The following is a 17,518-nucleotide window of genomic DNA, read 5'->3' as shown; positions in this document are numbered from 1 at the left end:
GCCGAAATCAGCGCGCTTTCGGGCGAGACGGTACAGGTCGCCACGGAAGCCGGCGAGTTGCTCAATAAGCTGGTGCCGGTCATCCACAAGACCGCGGAACTCGTGTCGGTAATCTCCGCCGCCTGCCGTGAACTGGACATCGGTGCTTCGCAGAGCAACGAAGCGATCCAGCAGCTCTACACGGTGACCCAGCAGAACGCGGGCGCGTCCGAACAGATGTCGGCGCCGTCAGAAGAACTCGCCGCTCAGGCGGAAGAACTGCAGGCCTCGATCGCCTTCTTCAAGGTCGAACGGGCCGGGTCCAAGCAGCGAAACCAGCCGGCCCCGACCGCCAAGCCCGCACCGGCGAAGGCCAAGACCCAGCCGCCGGCCAAGGCTTATTCGGCCGGCCACTCGGTGACCGCACAACAGGCCCGCGTGAAAGGGTTTGCCCTCGACCTGTCGATGGGCGGCCCGGATGCGGACGATGACGATTTCAGGGAGAGCGCGTAATGGCAGTCATATCCTCCGAATCCCAATTCGTGACCTTCAGCCTCGGCGACGAGATTTTTGCGGTCCCCGTCGAGGTGGTCCGCGAGATTCTCGACCACGAGGAACCCTTCAAGATCCCACACGGCCCGGAATACCTGCTCGGCCTGCGCGATGTGCGCGGACAGGGCGTGCCTGTGATCGACCTTCGTCTTCGCCTTGGCATGACGAGGACGGTTAAGACGCCACATACGCGCATCCTGGTGCTCGACGTGCCGGTCGCCGATCGCGTCCTGGTGCTCGGCCTCGTCGCAGACCGGGTCTTCGAGGTCGTGCCGTTTCGCAAGGAACAGATCGAGACGGCACCGGATATCGGCGTGCGCTGGCGCTCCGATTATATCGCCGGCGTGGTGCGGCGGGAGAGCGGTTTCGTCGTCGTCGTCGATCTTGCACGGCTATTTTCGGATTCCGGATCGGCTCTCGCCGATGTGGGGCCGCAGTCTCAGGTCGCATGACGGAATTGGCATAACCGAATAGGTTCTTGTACGGGGGCATGTGCGTGAATGCAGCAATGAGAAGCCAGCCGCTCGATGATCGGCTGAGCAAGCGCAACTTCGATCTGCTTTCGAAGTACATCTACGACTATAGCGGCATCAAGATGCCGCACAGCAAGATGACGATGCTGGAGGGGCGGCTTCGCCGGCGCCTGCGGGTCACGGCCATGCCGACCTTCGACAGTTATTGCGACTATCTGTTCAAGCACGGCGGCATTGAAGCGGAGTCGATCTTCCTCATCGATGCCGTGACCACCAACAAGACCGATTTCTTCCGCGAGCCGAAGCATTTCGACTACATGGTACAGACGGCGCTGCCGGACATCCTGAAGACCTATGCCGAACGGCGCATCCGCACCTGGAGTTCCGCCTGCTCGACGGGCGCCGAACCCTATACGATGGCCATGGTGCTTTCTGAATTTCTGAGTTCGTCGACGCCGGAACGCGACTATTTCGTGCTTGCTACCGATCTTTCGACCGACGTGCTGCAGAAGGCCCAGCGCGGCATCTACCAGAGCGATCTCCTGGCACCCGTTCCGGCAGACATGATGAACAAATATGTCATGCGGCCATCCGACAAGCGGCGGCAGGAGATGCGAATTTCGCCGAAACTGCGCTCCCGCGTCGGTTTCGCCCGGCTGAACCTGATGGACGAGGCCTATCCCATCGGCGATCCGATGCACATGATCTTCTGCCGCAATGTGCTGATCTATTTCGACAAACCGACTCAGCAGCACGTGCTGTCGCGCCTTTGCGAAGCCCTGCTTCCGGGAGGCTATCTGTTCATCGGTCACTCGGAAACCGTGACCGGCTTCGATCTGCCGATCCGGCAGGTGGCAAATACTGTGTTCAAGCGGGTATGAACCATGACCGGCAAAATTCGAGTTCTGATCATCGATGACTCAGCCAGCGTCCGCCAGACCCTGACGGCCGTCCTGTCGGCGGATCCGGATATCGAAGTCATCGGCGCAGCCAGCGATCCCTTCATGGCGGCGCGCAAGCTGCGCGAGGAAATTCCCGACGTCATCACGCTCGATGTGGAAATGCCGCAGATGGACGGCATCACTTTTCTCCGCAAGCTGATGGCGCAGCATCCCATCCCGGTGGTGATGTGTTCGTCGCTGACCGAAAGCGGCTCGGAAACGCTGATGCAGGCGCTTGAAGCGGGCGCCGTCGACGTTATCCTGAAACCGAAGATCGGCGCGGCCGACCACCTCGCCGAGTCCGGCGAAAGGATCCGCACCGCGGTCAAGGGAGCCGCACGCGCCCGCGTCGGCCGGCTGCGTCCGTCACGCATTTCCGAAGGCGGCACGACCGCCAAGCTTACGGCCGATGCGATGCTTCCGCCTCCCAAGCTCGGAGCCATGGCGAAGACCACCGAAATGGTCGTCTGCGTCGGCGCCTCGACTGGCGGAACCGAAGCTCTGCGCGAGCTTCTCGAAGCCCTGCCGGCCAATTCTCCGGGCTTGGTCATCGTCCAGCATATGCCGGAAAAGTTCACCGCCGCCTTCGCCAAGCGTCTCAACAGCCTTTGCGAAGTCGAGGTCAAGGAAGCAGCCGAAGGCGATCCGGTACTGCGCGGCCATGTGCTCATCGCCCCCGGCGACAAACATATGCTGCTAGAACGGCGCGGCGCGCGTTATGAAGTCTCGGTCCGCTCGGGTCCGCTCGTCAGCCGCCATCGCCCTTCCGTCGACGTGCTGTTCCGGTCCGCCGCCCGCTCGGCTGGCGCGAACGCGATGGGCGTGATCATGACCGGCATGGGCGACGACGGCGCCCGCGGCATGAACGAGATGCATCAGGCGGGAGCCTATACGGTGGCCCAGGACGAGGCGTCGTCGGTGGTCTTCGGCATGCCCAAGGAAGCCATCGCCCATGGCGGCGTCGACAAGGTCGTGTCGCTCGAACAGATCGCCCGGGAAATTCTCGCCGCCGATCGTCGCCGGTAAGATCTGGCAACGGATTTTCACGTCTCGTTAACCATGTTTGGCAAGAATGGGGCAACGCATCATGAGGGTGCGGTGAGAGAGCAATCTTACGCTCGTAGCCGGACAGGGACCCAAGATGCCAGTCATTACCTTTGCCAACACCAAGGGCGGAGCAGGCAAAACCACCGCTGTACTCCTTCTTGCAACAGAACTCGTTGAGCAGGGCTACCGCGTTACGATCCTGGATGCCGATCCGCAATACTGGATCACCCGCTGGCACATGCTCTCGCCGCATAACGACAAGCTCAACGTCATTTCCTACGTGACGCAGGCCTCGATCGACCGGCATATTTCTGAAAACCGCCACAAGACCGATTATTTCGTGCTCGACCTTCCCGGCGCGCAGAGCCCGCTGCTCGCCAAGGCGATCGGCCTCTCCGACCACGTGCTGATCCCGATCCAGGGCTGCGCCATGGATGCCCAGGGCGGTGCAAACGTGCTCGAACTGCTGCGCTATCTCGAAGAAAAAGCCAATCTTCACGTGCCGCACTCGGTCGTTCTGACCCGCGTCAACTCGATGGTCACCACCCGTGCTCTGCTGGCGGTGAAGATGCTGCTTGCCGAGCGCAAGGTCGAAGTGCTGGACACGCCGATCATCGAACGCGCCGCTTTCCGCGACATCTTCGATCTCGGCGGCACGCTCTACACGATGGACGAAAACCGCATCAGCAATCTCGACAAGGCCCGGCAGAACGCCCGCCTGTTCGCGCTCGAAATGCTCCGCCGCGTGCCGCTTCACAAGCCGGCATCGCTTTCGAAGCGCTTTACCCGCGCCGCCTGATCAGGCCTTGCTGTTCAGCACGATCTGCAGCTTGACGTCCGATGGATGTCCGGCGGCGGCTCGCTCGAAGGCCTTGATCGAATCCTTGAAATCGAAGACGCCGGTGATCAGCGGCTTCAGGTCCACCTTGCCCGAGGCGATCAGTTCCAGCGCCCGGTCGAAGATGTTGGCGTAACGGAACACGGTCTCAAAGCGAACCTCCTTGGAGATGGCGCTCGATACGTCCAACGGCACCGGCTCGACCGGCAGGCCGACCAGCACGAAGGCGCCACCGGGCCGTACCAGGTCCAACATACCGGAATAGGCCCTCGGGCTGCCGCTCGCCTCGAACACCACATCCGCGCCCCAGCCGCCGGTCTGCTCGGCGATGACTTCCGCGAACGGCCGTTCGGTAATGTTGACGGGGATGATGCCCGGATACTGGCCGGCGATCTTCAGCTTGTCGGGGCTCAGATCCGAAATGAACACGCGGGCGCAACCGCCCGCGAGTGCCGCCAGCGCCACCATGATGCCGATCGGGCCGGCACCGATCACCGCACCGACATCGCCGGGTTGGATGCGGGCGCGGCTGGCGGCCTGCATGCCGATCGCAAACGGCTCCACCATGGCGCCTTCGGCAAAGGAGACATTGTCCGGCAGCTTGTAGGTGAAGGCTGCCGGGTGGATGACTTCCGGCGTCAGCACCCCGTGGATCGGCGGCGTCGCCCAGAAACGGACATCTGGATCGACGTTGTAGAGACCGAGCTTGGAAGCGCGGGACGAAAGGTTCGGCACGCCGGGCTCCATGCAGACGCGGTCACCAACCTTCAAGGTTTTCACCTCGCTGCCGACCTCGACGACGATGCCGGCCGCCTCATGGCCGAGCACCATCGGCTCGCGCAGAACAAAGGGCCCGATCGCGCCGTGGGTGTAATAATGAACGTCGCTGCCGCAGACGCCGACCGTATCGATGGCGATCTTCACGTCGCCCGGCCCGACCTCGATCGGAAGATCGATTTCCCTCAACGAGAGGACGCCTTTTTTCTCGAGCACCAGTGCCTGCTGCATGGAATGTTTCCTTCCGATTATTTTCTGACGCTGGTCGAGCTTCCGGGCAAGATCAAGGCGGCCGGCGGCCGATCTCAGCCGCGGCCGGCGTAGGGCATGCCGTTTGCCATCACCGTCATGAACAGGACATTGGCCTCCAAAGGCAATCCGTCCATATAGAGCACCGCATCGGCCACGTGTTTCGGGTCCATGACCGGCTCCACGGCAGTCGTCAGATCGGCCTGCAGCGCCCCTTCCTTCATCCGCACCGTCATCGGCGTGTCGGCATTGCCGATATCCACCTGGCCGCAGACGATGTTCAGCGGCCGCCCATCGAGCGCGATCTGACGCGTCAGGCCGGTAATGGCGTGTTTGGTGGCGGTGTAGGCGGCCTGGAAAGGACGCGGCACATGCGCCGAGATCGAACCGTTATTGATGATCCGCCCGCCGCCGGGGTTTTGCCGCCGCATCATCCCAAAGGCCGCCCGGGCGCAATAGAAGGCGCCATTGAGGTTGAGGTCGATGACGGCCCGCCAGGTTTCCAGCGGCAATTCGTCGATCGGAACGGCCGGCGTGCCGCGGCCGGCATTGTTGAACAGAAGATCGAGACGACCATAGGCTTCTTGCGTCGCCGCAAACAAGGCGTCGACGGCTGCCGGATCGGTGACGTCGGTCGGCACCACCAGCGACTCACCGCCAGCCAGTTCCGCCGTACCCCGCAACTCGCTCTCGCGCCGGCCGGCAAGCACGGTCCTATAACCTGCGTTCAGAAGCCCGATGGCGACGGCCCTGCCAACGCCCGAGCCGGCGCCGGTTACGATCGCTACTTTCGACATGTCCACTCCTCCTTGTCCGTTTCGCCGCATCTTATAGTCGGCGATGGGTATGGCCGTCGAGTGGGCAGGCCTGCGAGAGCGAACATCGCTTTCAGGATTTCTTGGTTACGGTCACCGTGCCGGCATCGGCATCGACCACTACCCAGTCGCCGGTCTCGATCACCGAAAGCGGGTCCTGGTCGAGCTCGGTGATCGCCGGAACGCGGGTGACGACGGCGCCGAGGGCGATTTTGGTGGTCATCCGCGTAAAGATCATCGCCGCTGGCTGCACGCCGTTCAATCGGGTCATATGGAAATAGGCCGACCAACCGGACGAGCCCTTGGCACCGGGGAAAACCAGAATCTTGCCGGCGAAGGAGACGCCGCGCATTTCATGCCGGCGCTCGATGACCGTGCCGGTGCGCTCGTTGATGCCGCCCCAGCCAGAGATCGTCTCGGTTGTAACAAGCGCCTCGCCTTCGGCGCGGCCGGCCACCACCTTGCGGCCGTTGAGTTCGATGATTTCCGGTTTGGTTTCCGTCGAGATATCCATCAGACCCTCCCGTTCCACTCGCCCGTCAAGGCGGCATCGACGCAATCGCTGACCGAGCCGAACCAGCCCTGCACGCCGGTGATCGCCGGCAGGTAGTGCGCCTGCTTGGCCGAATCGGTGGCGATGACCTTGGTCCCCGCCGGCAATCGGCGGGAAATGGCGGGACAGGTATCGCTCATGACGACCCCGCCGGCTTCGCGGATAACGTCGATATAGCCGTTGCGCTCGGCGACCTGCTTGATCGCACGCGGTGTGTGCACCCAGAGCTGCACGTCCGAATGGATCTTCTTATTCTCCAGCATGTGGGCGATCAGCGCCATCTGGTCGATGGAATTGTGCGGACAGCCGAGCATGATGAAATCCACCTTTTTTTCGGTCGAGCTCTGCAGCTTCTCATAGGTCTCGCGGCGTTCCTTGGCACCGTAGCGGAACGTGCCCTTGACCTTGCGGCCGCCAAAGGCTTCCTCGATCGAATCCGCTTCCGGCGTGATGCCCGGAATATGGTACATCTCGACCCCACCGGACGACGCGGCGGCTGCGCCGAAATGCTTGAGCTTGATGAGGTCGGGTTGGCGGCCGGTGCGCTTCAGGACCGGGATTTCCTCGCCGATCACTTCGCCGATGTAATAACCGAGCAGGCCCCAATCCATCATGTCGTCGACCTCGATATCGAGCTCGACCAGATGGGTGCCGCGACGGTTTTCGGTGATGTGGAAACCCCAATAGGGAATGCGGCCGGTGAGCGCTGCAGCCCCGGTACTTTCCTTGCCCTCGACATTGGTGCGGGCGCCGAGAACCGAGTTGCAGTAGATGACGGCGGACGATTCCATCCAGGCGCAGTGTTCGCCCTTCACCGGCACGTTGCCCACCTGATAGGGCGTGCAGGTGGCGAACATGTTGACGCCGCGCCGCCCCAGATACTTCTCATTGGCGCGCTGCATGTCCACCAGCGCCTTGTCGACGCCCTGCAGTTCCCAATTGTCGTTGTCGATGCCGGTGATCAACTGACAGGTATGCGCCACCATATGCGGCACCTCGACGACTTCGTCGCTATCGAGGTTGAGCTCGGAATAGACGTGCTCCATGCCCTTTTCGGCAATCGCCTGCACCGAGGGGGTCGAGGCGTTGAAGGCGCCGGCGACATTGTTGGTCTCGACCAGCCGTTCGGCACCTAGCGCTTCGCCGTAACGAACCAGCAGGTCCATGGCGCGCGCCTTGGCGCGGCCGTGCTCGCCGTCATACATGGCCTTTTCGTGATCCGTCAGGTTCATCGCATCCTCCTCACGATGCGGCGCGCATTTTCGCGTCGGTCCACCGATAATGCTTCTTTTCGACGTTGTCGGAAACCCGCTCGCGCAATGCATCGCGATCGATCTGGTGTACGCTGCCGGTTCCGGCAAGGTCGAGCGCGTTGGCCGCCGCCATGCCCATGGCGATGCAGGGTCCCATGACGCGGATGCTCGAAAGGGCAGCCGAATCCGCATCGACACAGCGCCCGGCGGCAGCGATATTGTCGCACTCGCCCGGCGTCAGGCTGCCGAGCGGGATGTAATGCGCGTGCTCCTCGTCGAAGGTGATCCAGTGATGGCCGTCGCCATGGTCATGCAGTTCGATCGGCCAAGCGGTGCGGGCAACCGCGTCATCGAATTTGGTGCCGGCCTTGATCTCGTCGACGGTCAGGTGATGGCTGCCGGCGATCCAGCGGGTCTGGCGGATGCCCGGCAGGCCGAAGGAGCGGATGCGGGCATTGCCGAAACATTCCGGGAATTCCGCCTTCAGGAACTCCACTGCGCGGGCCGCCTGGTCCTTGCCTTCCAGCGCCTTCCTGGAAGCCTCGACCGGATCGAGCGGGGTTTCCACATGGGTCATGTTCATGGCGGCAATGCCGCGGCCGGGAATGGTGAAGCCGAGGCCTTCGCGGCGCAGCAGGCCGTAGTTTGCGGCCTTTTCCTTCATCCGGTCGCCGATCTCGTAGCGGGTCGGTTGCCTGGCTTCGTCGATGTTTTCCAGCACCACCATCTGGGTGCCGAAGACGCCGCCCTTTTCCGGCTGGCGGCAGGCAAAACCGGCCTGCCAGACGAGCGCCGCGTCGCCGCTCGCCTCCACCCAACCGGTGGCCTCGATCGAGACGCCGCCATAACGGGTCATGAAATCGGTCTGGACGACGCGCCGGCCTTCGACATGCGCGTCGAGGATCTGCGCACCGAGCACGACCTCGATGCCGGCGTCCAGAATGCTACTCTCCATCCAGCGGCCGAGGACCACTTCGTCGTAATAGACGACCGTGGTGTTCGGCCCGTGGCGGTAATAGATCGACCGGTCCTGGCTTTCAAGATGGGCGAGCAGCCTGTCGGCGACCCCATAGGTAAACTGGTAGCCATGCGTGCCGTTCGAAAACAGGCCGCAGAACGTGGCGATGATCGAATTGACCGCTTGTCCGCCGAGCGCCGCCTGGCCATCGACGATGACTACCTTGCGGCCCAGTCTCGCGGCTTCGAGTGCTGCGGAAATGCCGGCGATCCCCGCGCCAACGACGCAGATATCCGCCTTGAGCTTGCGGAACGGCGCCGACTTCTCGCGCCGGACAATCCGCGTTTCCCTGCTCAGCGTCTCCGCCATCGAACCCTCCCGTACAGCCTGCGCCCTCCTGGCGCTTTGGAGATGATCGTAACCCAAGCCGCCTCGCCTTGAACCCGGCAAGTGATGCGATCAGCTTTCTTGTTTCGAGAAAGGTCCCGCCGGATTTCAGCGGTTTTGGCGTCAGCGAAACGGCGAGCTTGAGGCAGGTCCGGATTTCTTCTCAGAACATCGGAATGACCTGATCCGGCACCCCTTCCGAAAACCGCTTCTGCACGTAGGATATGAACTCCGACACCACGACCTTGTTCATCTTGATTCTGGGCACCGACGCCTTGACCCAAAGCGGCTCGACCGGAAATTCCGGCATCACCTCTTCGAGCGCGCCGCTATCGAGATCCGATCGAGCGAGGAACCTCGGCAGGATCGCCAGTCCCAGCCCCTGACGGGCAGCGGCAAGCAGGACCCGGCTGTCATTGGCCGTGAAATTCGAGGTGATCTCCACGTTGATCGTGCTCGTCTCCATCTGGAAGGTCCAGGTCGTGCCGATCGTGTGGAAGGTGATGCATTCGTGGCCGACGAGTTCGGTGGGCGTCTTCGGCCGCTTGCGGCTGGCGAGATAGTCCCGCGATGCGCAGAGGACACGCGGATAGGGACAAAGCGGATGATCGATCACATAGGCGTAGGATTGCGGCAGGGCGCCGATCGCCACGTCGAAGCCTTCCTCCAGCGGATTGACCGAACGGTCGATCAGCACGATCTCCATCTTCACCCGCGGATTGGCGGCCTGGAACGCGGCGCAGATATCGCCGAAGAACATCGAGGTCAGCGTCGTCGGCGCCTTGATGCGCAGCGAACCGGTCAGTCCCAGTTCGTGGGTATTCGGCGTCGCCAGCGTCTCCTCGATCTCGCCCACCAGGAGCTGCAGACGGGGTCTCAGCCGCTCGCCGTCGAGCGTCAGGGCCAGCCGTCTTGTGGTGCGCACGAAAAGCTGGGTGTTCAGATGGTCTTCGAGCCGCTTCACTCGCTTGGTGATGACCGAGGTCGCGACGCCCAAGTCACGGCCGGCGGCGGAAAAACTGCCGGCGCGGGCGGTTGCCAGGAATGCGCCGATATCGAGAAGTATGTTCACTGTCTTTCTCGTTTCGAGAAAAAATCCGAGCCGGTATCACGCGCATATTTTCCGGGGTTCCGCAACTCCGGCCGCGTTCCATATCAGCCGCAACGTGCGCTATGGAAATCGAACTCCGCCGCGAGTTTCCCGACCGCACCGGTTTCCGAGATGCGCAATGCCATCCATATGGACACCGCCGACCAGGCGGCCCGCATATAGCTGTCGGCGCGGTAGAGGGCGGCATCCGGATCGCTCTGAAGCGCCATCATGCGCGCGCTCAAGCGCTCGAACCCATCGAGGGCCGCGAGAGCCTGTTCCGATTCCGTCGGATGTTCGGCGATGTAGGCGTCAATTTCGTCGCGTGCCTTCTCGAGGAAAAGCGCGAGCCCCCGCCCCTCGTCCCGCCAGAGGCGGCGGGTCAGGAAATCCAGCGCCTGCATGCCCGTCGTGCCCTCATAAATGGTCATGATGCGGGCATCGCGAAGATATTGTTCGAGCGGCCAATCCCAGGTGTAGCCGACGCCGCCGAGCACCTGGATCGCCGCATTCGCCGTCTCGAACCCCGCCGCAGCGCCAAAGTTCTTGATCAGCGGCAACATCCAGCCGGTAAAATCCTCCAAGCCGGATTCGGGCTCCAGCCGGGCGATATCCATGGTCGTGGCAAGTTCGAGAATGGCGGCGCGCAGGATTTCCGTGGAGCTGCGGATCTCATGCAGCTGGCGCTGCACATCGGGATGGCTCGATATCGGCACCGGCGGCTGGTCCGGCCGTCCACCCTGGCGGCGCTCCTTCGCATAGTTTTCGGCAATGTCGGCTGCGGCGGACGCGATGCCCAGCCCCTGGCAGCCGGTGAGCAGCCGCATCAGCTCGATCATGGTGAAAAGCTGCGGCAGGCCGCGACCTTCGCGGCCGAGTATGATGCCCCGGGCATGGTCGAAGCGCATGGCGCAGGTGGGAGAGCCGTGCAGGCCCATCTTCTCCTCGATCCGATCGACCGAAACGCCGTTCGGCTGGCCGTCGATGAGGTTCGGCACGAGAAAGAGGCTGATGCCGCGCGTGCCGGGCTGGTCGTTGGTACGGGCGAGCAGGCAATGACCGATACGGTCCGCCATGTCGTGGTCGCCGAAGGAGATCCAGATCTTCTGGCCGGTGATCCGCCATTGGCCATCGCTGAGTTCGGCCTTCGTGCGCAGCCGGCCGACGTCGGAACCCGCGTCCGGTTCGGAAATGCAGATCGTCGCCGCCCATTCGCCGGTGCTAAGTTTTGGCACCCATTCGTTTGCGGTCGCTTCGTCGGCGGCTTCCGCCAGAAGATGGGCCGCCGCACGGGTCGAACCGGCCGCCATCATCAGCGCCACGCAGCCGCGCTCGAACAGCGGCGCGCAGGCGGCATGCAAGGTCAGGGGAACGGCCTGGCCGCCGAATTTCTCGGCCACGTCCATGCCCAGCCAGCCGGCCTCGGCATATTGCCGGAAGGCGTCGGAAAAGCCATCCGGCGTCCTCACCCGGCCGTCGACCATCCTCGCACCGATCCGGTCGCCCACCGCATTCAGCGGCGCCAGCACGCCCTCGGCGAAACTCGCCGCCTCCCCGATAATCGCGGCAACCGTCTCGTCGTCGCAATCTTCACGGAGTTCCTTGAGCCGGTGCCAGCCCGGCGTCAGGGCCAGGATGTCCAGCGTTCGGTCGGCCTGATCCGCAAACGACATCGCCGGTCACCGCGGCTGCATGCGCAGTGCGCCGTCGAGCCGGATCACTTCGCCGTTGACATACTGGTTCTCGATCACGAACCGCACCGCGTCGGCAAACTCGCCGGGATCGCCTAGCCGGGACGGATAGGGGATCGCGCTGGCAAGGCTGTCCTGGGCTTCCTGTGGCAATTCGTAGAGCAGCGGCGTCAGGAAGATGCCGGGTGCTACAGTGTTGACCCGCACGCCGAAACGGGAGAATTCGCGCGCCGCCGGCAGCGCCAGCGAAACGATGCCGCCCTTGGAGGCCGCATAGGCCGCCTGACCGATCTGTCCCTCGAAAGCGGCGACCGACGCCGTGTTGACGATCACGCCGCGCGCCTTGTCGTCGCGCTCGGGCAGGCCCGACATGCGCTCGGCGGCAAGCCGCATCATGTTGAACGTACCGATCAGGTTGACGCGGATGACCCGCTCGAAATCGGCAAGCGGCATCGGGCCATTTTTGCCGACGATGCGCCCCGCCGTGCCGATGCCGGCGCAGTTGACGAGGATGCGCAAGCCGTCACCGGCCTTCGCCGCAACGTCGAGCGCCCTGGCCGCATCGTCCTCGCTGGTCACGTCGCCCGAAAGCGCCACGCCGCCGATCTCGGTCGCGACCTTTTCGGCTGCAGCCTGGTTGCGGTCGAAGACATGCACCACGGCCCCGAGTTTCGCGAGCAACCGTGCCGTCGCCTCGCCGAGCCCTGATCCGCCGCCGGTGACGACGGCGCTTGTTCCTTCGATCCTCATGCCGCAAGCTCCTTGCCGACCCGGATGACGCCCGGCGCATCCGCGTACAATTCCTCGACGAGATCGCCGCGGTGGGCGAGCACGGCGCRCTGATTGATCGAGCCCTTGTCGGTCACCTCGCCCTTTTCGAAACGCAACGGCTGGGTCATCAGCATCATGCGCATGACGCGCGTCGCCGAACCGCTGGACTGGCGCTGATGTTCCTTCAGCCGCTCGATGATCGCCGCCCTTACCTTCGGATGGGCAACGACCGCCTCGTCGGGAAGGGCAGCGTCGCCGCCGATCAGTTTGCGCAGTGCCGGCATGAAGGGCACCGCCAGCGCGCCGAGCTCGGCCCGGTTCTCGCCGGTGATGACTGCATCGCGGATCAGCCCGCCAAACTGATTGACGAGCTGTGCCCGCAACACGCCGACCGCCACCCAGGTGCCGGTCTGCAGCTTGAAGTTTTCGGCCGTGCGGCCGTCGAAATAGAACCCCTGGCGCGGATCGCCGGGCACGGCGAATTTTACCGCATCGCCGATCCGGTAAAAACCTTCCTCGTCGAAGGCCTCTTTGGTCAGCTTCTCGTTGCGCCAGTAGCCGGGGGTGACGTTCGGACCCTTGAGGCGCAGTTCGTATTTGTCGTCGATCGGCACCAGTTTCATGGTGACCCCCTGGCCGGGGACGCCGATATTGCCGGGCTTTTCCTGCGGCTCGGTGCAGAAAATCGCGAACGGCGCGGTCTCGGTGGAACCGATGCCGGTGCCGAGCGGCACCTGTTCGCCGATCGTCATTTCGGAAAGCTCGATCAGCGCATCCCAGGTATGCTGCGCCATGCCGGCGCCGGCATACATCAAGAGCTTCAGGTCCTTGAAGAAGGTCTTGCGAAGCCCCTCGTCCTCGCGCATCGCCTGGATCAGCATCTCGTAGCCGGCGGGAACGTTGAAATACCAGGTTGGCGAGATTTCCTTCAGGTTGGCGATCGTCTGGGCCATCAGCGCCGGGCTCGGCTTGCCGCGGTCGATGTAATAGGTGCCGCCGCTATAGATGGCGATGTTGAACACCTTGTTGCCGCTGGCGGTGTGGTTCCAGGGCGCCCAGTCGACCAGGACCGGCGGCTCGTCGCGGAAATAGGAATAGCAGTCGGTCACCATCTCCTGGTTGGAGCAAAGCATGCGCTGCGTCTGGATGACCGCCTTGGGCGAACCGGTGGTGCCCGAGGTGAACAGGAATTTCGCGACCGTATCAGGCCCGACTGCGTCAAAAGCCTTGTCCACGGCCACTGTCGGCTCGGTCTTGAGGATGTCGTCGAGGAGATAAGTGCAGGACCGGCCCTCGGGCAGGTTACGCATCCCGGCAAACGGAATATCCGCTCCGAAAGCCGTATCGACCGCGTTGCGGAAAGCAGCCGCGTCGTCGGCGAAGATCAGGCCGGGGGTGATCTGCCTGGCGATGTCGTGCAGCTTTGAAAAGTCCGAGGAGATGGTCGCGTAGGCGGGCGCAATCGCTGCCGACGGGATGCCTACATGCTGGGCGCCGAGCGCCATCAGCGCATGTTCGATCGAATTTTCCGAAAGGATGACGAGCGGGTTTTCGGCCGAGAGCTTCATGTCCAGCAGGAACTGACCGATGCGCCGCACGTGATCCAGCGCCTCGGCAAAACTCACCCTGCGCCACTCGGCCGTCCCTTCACGATCGGCCATCCAGGTGCGATCGGGCACGGTTTTCGCCCAGTGGACCAGCCGCTCGTTGAGCTTGTCGGGATAAGGGCCGAGCGGATCCTCACGCCAGACCACGAACTCGCCATTCGGCCGCTCTTCCCAGCCGACCACAGGCGACCACAGCTTCACGTCACGCACAGGTTTTTCGCTCATGACTTCTCCTCCCAGACGTCAGTGCTCCCTATCGGGCTCCCAAAATTTGTTTACAAAGAAACAATCTCCCTGTAAACGATCAAAAACTGATGACGGGCTGGGGAGCGTCCGTTGCTGGAGGAGAATGCATAAAATGGCCGATCATACGGCAACCAGCTTCGTGACCTATGAGCTCAAGGGCAATGTTGCCCATATAGGTCTCAATCGTCCGGAAAAGCGCAATGCGATCAGCGACCGTTTCGTCGAAACGATCGCCGAGACCGTGGCACGCGCCGAAAGCGAGGCGAAAGCCGTCGTGCTGTTCGGTCATGGCGATCACTTCTGCGCCGGGCTCGACCTTGCCGAACACGTCAAAAAGACGCCGATCGAAGGCGTGCGCGGTTCGCGCCGCTGGCATGCGGTGTTTGCCGGCATCGAACATGGCACGATCCCGTGGATTTCAGCCCTGCATGGGGCGGTGGTCGGCGGTGGCCTCGAACTGGCGTCCGCCACGCATATCCGGGTTGCGGACAAGTCCGCCTTTTTCGCCCTGCCGGAAGGCCAGCGTGGCATCTTCGTCGGCGGCGGCGGCTCGGTGCGGGCCGCACGGCTGATGGGCGTCGCCCGCATGACCGATATGATGCTGACCGGCCGCGTCGCTTCGGCGGAAGAGGCGGAGCGCTGGAACCTGGCGCAATACGTCGTCGAAAAGGGCATGGCCCGGCAGAAGGCGCACGAGCTTGCGGAAGCAGCCGCCAGCAACGCCGAAATTTCCAACTATGCGGTGCTCAACGCATTGCCGCGGATCCAGGACATGGCCAAGGAAGACGGGCTTTTCGTCGAATCCTTCATCGCCTCCTTCACCGCCACCAGCCCGGAGGCCGAAGAGCGTCTGCGCGCCTTCCTGGAAAAACGCGCCGCGCGGCTGAAGGCGCCGGGCTCGGCATAAGGGGAAACGCCCATGGACATGCCGATCCGCACCGCTGACGAGGTCGAACTCGACCGGCTCAATTCGGCGCTCGGTTTCCTGATGCGGCTGGCGCAGCTCAAGATCTACGAGCGGTTTTTCGAAGAGGTCGGCGAACATAATCTGAAGCCGGGGGAATTCTCCGTACTTTGGGTCATTCTCCACAATCCCGGTATCCGCCAAAGCGTGCTCGGCCAACGGCTAATGATCAAGCGGGCTCATATGACCAAGCTGATCCGGGCGCTGGAGGACCAGAACCTCGTTTCGCGGAAGGTGCCGGATGGCGATCGCCGCGCCGTGGAGATCACGCTGACCCCGGAAGCGGTGACCAGGGTGAAGCAGGCGAGCCAATGGTTCTTCACCTACGAAGAGTCGGTCGGCGCCAACCTTACCGGTGACGAGCGCCAACAACTGACGGCCCTGCTGCGGAAATTCGTAGGCTTGGGCTGAATTTAAGGATCGGGAGGAACGAACCTTGAACATCGACGAGCTGATCGCCATCGACGTCCACACCCATGCGGAAGAGCCCTGCTGCGGCCCGCGCGACGACGGCTACGACCAATTCCAGGCCGGCATGGCCAAATATTTCAAGAACCCGGCCGGCCACAAGGGCATGCTACCGACGGTGAACGAGACCGCCGTCTATTATCGCGAACGCAAGATCGGCTGCGTGATCTTTCCGGTCGATGCCGAGCGCGAGACCGGTTTCCGGCGTTACAACAACGAAGAAGTGGCGATGATCGCCGCCGAAAACAGCGACATCATGATCCCGTTCGCGTCGATCGACCCCGCCAAGGGTAAGATGGGCGCCCGCGAGGCGCGCCGGCTGGTGCGGGAATTCGGCGTCAAGGGTTTCAAGTTCCACCCGACCATGCAGGCCTTCTATCCGAACGATCGGATGGCCTATCCGCTCTACGAGGCGATTGCCGAAGAGGGTGCGATCACGCTGTTCCATACAGGCCAGACCGGCGTCGGCGCCGGCATGCGCGGCGGCATGAACATGCGGCTCAAATATTCCAACCCGATCTATCTGGACGACGTGGCGGCGGATTTTCCCGACATGCCGATTATTCTCGCGCACCCCTCCTTCCCCTGGCAGGAAGAGGCGCTTTCGGTCGCGACCCACAAGCCGAACGTCTATATCGACATGTCCGGCTGGTCGCCGAAATACTTTCCGGCCATCCTGGTGCAATACGCCAACTCGATCCTGAAGCACAAAATGCTGTTCGGCTCGGACTGGCCGGCGATCACCCCGGACCGCTGGATGGCGGATTTTGCCGCAATCTCGATCAAGGACGAGGTGCGGCCGCTGATCCTCAAGGAAAACGCCCGCAAGCTGCTGAAGCTTTAAACCGGGACGAAACTTTTCCGCATGACCAGTTCGGGGATGACCCGCTCGTAACCCGGCGAAGCGTCCGGGTTTTCGAGGCGCCGTTCCAGAAGCTCGACGGCCCGAAGCGCCATGGTGATGGGGTCCTGGCGGAAGGTGGTGAGGCCATAGCTCAACCACGCCGCTTCCGGCACGTCGTCGAAGCCGATCACCGCGACATCCTCCGGGATGCGCAACTTCTTCTCGATGCGGATGAAATCCATAAGGCCGAAGGCGATCTGGTCGTTGGCGCAGAACACCGCATCCGGGCATTCGCCACCGGCGAACAGCTCGCGGGCGGCGGCAATGCCGCTGTCATAGTCGGAATCCGGCCCGCCGGCGGACCGGATCTCGGCGCCGAGCGCCAGCGCCGCCGACGTGAAGGCATTTTCGCGTTCGACGATGCTCGGCGTCCCCGATTGCGAACCGACAACGGCGAGGCGCCGACGGCCGGTATCGAAAAAGGCATTGGCGGCCTTGCGGGAAGCCTCGGAATTGCCGGCGCGGACATGATCGGCATCCGGTTCCGAACGGCCGATCACCACCAGCGGCTGGCCGTTGCGCTGGGCGAGTTCGAAAAAGCTCGCGGGCGGCGAGCCGGAAAGGATGATCGTCGCCTCGGCGCGGTGGCCGATCAGCATTTTCTGGGCGGCCAGCAATTCCTCTTCCGCCTGTCCGGTATTGATGAGGATCGGGATGCTGCCGCGCTGGATCAGCGCCTTGGCCAAAGCCGCGGTCAGGTGGGCGCGAAAGCCGAGTTCAGGTTTGGTGGCGACGATGCCGACAAGCCGGCTCTGGTTGGCAAGCACGCCGCGGGCGAGGTCGTTGACATGATAGCCGAGCTCTTCCGCCGCCCGCAGCACCTTTTCGCGCGTCGCCGGCGCAACGCTGGCGCCGGGCGTAAACGTGCGGGAGACCGCCGAGCGGGAGACGCCGGCAAGTTGCGCCACCTGTTCGGCGCTGACGAAGCGCATCCGTTTTTCGTCCTTCATGCTTT

The 17,518-nt window shown here is 63.1% G+C and carries 17 protein-coding genes and 1 pseudogene; 8 read left to right on the top strand and 10 right to left on the bottom strand.

Annotated features, from left to right (window positions below):
* The 5 genes and pseudogenes from AC1D3C_RS26555 to AC1D3C_RS26535 form a co-directional block, all read left to right on the top strand.
* Nucleotides 1-492, top strand: a pseudogene (locus AC1D3C_RS26555) (methyl-accepting chemotaxis protein); the annotation flags it as partial.
* A complete protein-coding gene (locus AC1D3C_RS26550) occupies nt 492-983 on the top strand; it encodes a chemotaxis protein CheW (RefSeq protein WP_038547675.1) in 492 nt (163 codons plus the stop codon). The pseudogene AC1D3C_RS26555 and the gene AC1D3C_RS26550, both read left to right, overlap by 1 nt.
* Before the next feature lie 38 nt (nt 984-1,021).
* A complete protein-coding gene (locus tag AC1D3C_RS26545) occupies nt 1,022-1,885 on the top strand; it encodes a CheR family methyltransferase (protein ID WP_477484978.1) in 864 nt (287 codons plus the stop codon).
* 3 nt (nt 1,886-1,888) lie between these two features.
* Nucleotides 1,889-2,971, top strand: coding sequence for a protein-glutamate methylesterase/protein-glutamine glutaminase (locus AC1D3C_RS26540; RefSeq protein ID WP_038547669.1), 1,083 nt, complete (start codon nt 1,889-1,891; stop codon nt 2,969-2,971).
* A gap of 115 nt (nt 2,972-3,086) precedes the next feature.
* Nucleotides 3,087-3,791, top strand: coding sequence for a ParA family protein (locus tag AC1D3C_RS26535; RefSeq protein WP_038547666.1), 705 nt, complete (start codon nt 3,087-3,089; stop codon nt 3,789-3,791).
* Here the strand turns inward: AC1D3C_RS26535 and AC1D3C_RS26530 are convergent, their stop codons facing one another.
* The 9 genes from AC1D3C_RS26530 to AC1D3C_RS26490 all read right to left on the bottom strand — a co-directional run bounded on the left by AC1D3C_RS26530 (nt 3,792) and on the right by AC1D3C_RS26490 (nt 14,206).
* Complete coding sequence (locus tag AC1D3C_RS26530) at nt 3,792-4,838, bottom strand: NAD(P)-dependent alcohol dehydrogenase (RefSeq protein WP_477484977.1); 1,047 nt, start codon at nt 4,836-4,838, stop codon at nt 3,792-3,794.
* Nucleotides 4,839-4,912: 74 nt separating this feature from the next.
* Entirely contained in the window at nt 4,913-5,653 is a 741-nt protein-coding gene (locus tag AC1D3C_RS26525; protein WP_477484976.1) for an SDR family oxidoreductase, read from the bottom strand.
* 91 nt (nt 5,654-5,744) lie between these two features.
* On the bottom strand, nt 5,745-6,185 hold the full coding sequence (locus AC1D3C_RS26520; protein ID WP_038591887.1) for an aconitase X swivel domain-containing protein: 441 nt from the start codon (nt 6,183-6,185) through the stop codon (nt 5,745-5,747).
* Entirely contained in the window at nt 6,185-7,456 is a 1,272-nt protein-coding gene (locus AC1D3C_RS26515) for an aconitase X (protein ID WP_477484975.1), read from the bottom strand. Before AC1D3C_RS26515 ends, AC1D3C_RS26520 begins: the two co-directional genes overlap by 1 nt.
* Nucleotides 7,457-7,466: 10 nt before the next feature.
* Nucleotides 7,467-8,804 carry an FAD-dependent oxidoreductase gene (locus AC1D3C_RS26510; protein ID WP_477484974.1) on the bottom strand — a complete coding sequence of 446 codons (1,338 nt, stop codon included), beginning with the start codon at nt 8,802-8,804 and terminating at the stop codon, nt 7,467-7,469.
* A gap of 181 nt (nt 8,805-8,985) precedes the next feature.
* Nucleotides 8,986-9,894, bottom strand: a complete 909-nt coding sequence (locus AC1D3C_RS26505; protein WP_477484973.1) for a LysR family transcriptional regulator — start codon at nt 9,892-9,894, stop codon at nt 8,986-8,988.
* A gap of 83 nt (nt 9,895-9,977) precedes the next feature.
* Nucleotides 9,978-11,585: an acyl-CoA dehydrogenase family protein gene (locus AC1D3C_RS26500; protein ID WP_477484972.1), complete on the bottom strand. Its 1,608-nt coding sequence runs from the start codon at nt 11,583-11,585 to the stop codon at nt 9,978-9,980.
* 6 nt (nt 11,586-11,591) lie between these two features.
* On the bottom strand, nt 11,592-12,353 hold the full coding sequence (locus AC1D3C_RS26495) for an SDR family NAD(P)-dependent oxidoreductase (protein ID WP_477484971.1): 762 nt from the start codon (nt 12,351-12,353) through the stop codon (nt 11,592-11,594).
* The gene (locus AC1D3C_RS26490) at nt 12,350-14,206 is read right to left on the bottom strand and encodes a feruloyl-CoA synthase (protein ID WP_477484970.1); all 1,857 of its coding nucleotides are present in this window, start codon (nt 14,204-14,206) and stop codon (nt 12,350-12,352) included. The genes AC1D3C_RS26495 and AC1D3C_RS26490 overlap by 4 nt, the downstream gene beginning before the upstream one ends.
* A 133-nt stretch (nt 14,207-14,339) precedes the next feature.
* Between AC1D3C_RS26490 and AC1D3C_RS26485 the strand changes: the two genes are divergently transcribed.
* From AC1D3C_RS26485 to AC1D3C_RS26475, 3 genes are read left to right on the top strand one after another with little or no spacing between them, the layout of a single operon-like run.
* On the top strand, nt 14,340-15,134 hold the full coding sequence (locus AC1D3C_RS26485) for a crotonase/enoyl-CoA hydratase family protein (protein ID WP_038547642.1): 795 nt from the start codon (nt 14,340-14,342) through the stop codon (nt 15,132-15,134).
* Nucleotides 15,135-15,146: 12 nt separating this feature from the next.
* Nucleotides 15,147-15,602, top strand: a complete 456-nt coding sequence (locus tag AC1D3C_RS26480) for a MarR family winged helix-turn-helix transcriptional regulator (protein WP_046637929.1) — start codon at nt 15,147-15,149, stop codon at nt 15,600-15,602.
* Nucleotides 15,603-15,627: 25 nt separating this feature from the next.
* A complete protein-coding gene (locus AC1D3C_RS26475) occupies nt 15,628-16,503 on the top strand; it encodes an amidohydrolase family protein (RefSeq protein ID WP_038547636.1) in 876 nt (291 codons plus the stop codon).
* Here the strand turns inward: AC1D3C_RS26475 and AC1D3C_RS26470 are convergent.
* Nucleotides 16,500-17,513, bottom strand: coding sequence for a LacI family DNA-binding transcriptional regulator (locus tag AC1D3C_RS26470; protein ID WP_477484969.1), 1,014 nt, complete (start codon nt 17,511-17,513; stop codon nt 16,500-16,502). The genes AC1D3C_RS26475 and AC1D3C_RS26470 overlap by 4 nt on opposite strands.
* Between the last annotated feature and the right edge of the window lie 5 nt (nt 17,514-17,518).

This window comes from Neorhizobium sp. P1_A6 (assembly GCF_056406795.1).
The sequence above is the reverse complement of the archived record's forward strand: the minus strand, read 5'-3'. Positions and strand labels throughout refer to the sequence as shown.

Excerpts from the sequence above, each read along its gene's own strand:
- AC1D3C_RS26495 (WP_477484971.1), bottom strand. The coding sequence starts at position 12,353 with ATGAGGATCGAAGGAACAAGCGCCGTCGTCACCGGCGGCGGATCAGGG.
- AC1D3C_RS26500 (WP_477484972.1), bottom strand. The coding sequence starts at position 11,585 with ATGTCGTTTGCGGATCAGGCCGACCGAACGCTGGACATCCTGGCCCTG.
- AC1D3C_RS26480 (WP_046637929.1), top strand. The coding sequence starts at position 15,147 with ATGGACATGCCGATCCGCACCGCTGACGAGGTCGAACTCGACCGGCTC.
- AC1D3C_RS26540 (WP_038547669.1), top strand. The coding sequence starts at position 1,889 with ATGACCGGCAAAATTCGAGTTCTGATCATCGATGACTCAGCCAGCGTC.
- AC1D3C_RS26545 (WP_477484978.1), top strand. The coding sequence starts at position 1,022 with ATGTGCGTGAATGCAGCAATGAGAAGCCAGCCGCTCGATGATCGGCTG.
- AC1D3C_RS26520 (WP_038591887.1), bottom strand. The coding sequence starts at position 6,185 with ATGGATATCTCGACGGAAACCAAACCGGAAATCATCGAACTCAACGGC.
- AC1D3C_RS26525 (WP_477484976.1), bottom strand. The coding sequence starts at position 5,653 with ATGTCGAAAGTAGCGATCGTAACCGGCGCCGGCTCGGGCGTTGGCAGG.
- AC1D3C_RS26535 (WP_038547666.1), top strand. The coding sequence starts at position 3,087 with ATGCCAGTCATTACCTTTGCCAACACCAAGGGCGGAGCAGGCAAAACC.
- AC1D3C_RS26550 (WP_038547675.1), top strand. The coding sequence starts at position 492 with ATGGCAGTCATATCCTCCGAATCCCAATTCGTGACCTTCAGCCTCGGC.
- AC1D3C_RS26485 (WP_038547642.1), top strand. The coding sequence starts at position 14,340 with ATGGCCGATCATACGGCAACCAGCTTCGTGACCTATGAGCTCAAGGGC.
- AC1D3C_RS26515 (WP_477484975.1), bottom strand. The coding sequence starts at position 7,456 with ATGAACCTGACGGATCACGAAAAGGCCATGTATGACGGCGAGCACGGC.
- AC1D3C_RS26470 (WP_477484969.1), bottom strand. The coding sequence starts at position 17,513 with ATGAAGGACGAAAAACGGATGCGCTTCGTCAGCGCCGAACAGGTGGCG.
- AC1D3C_RS26530 (WP_477484977.1), bottom strand. The coding sequence starts at position 4,838 with ATGCAGCAGGCACTGGTGCTCGAGAAAAAAGGCGTCCTCTCGTTGAGG.
- AC1D3C_RS26510 (WP_477484974.1), bottom strand. The coding sequence starts at position 8,804 with ATGGCGGAGACGCTGAGCAGGGAAACGCGGATTGTCCGGCGCGAGAAG.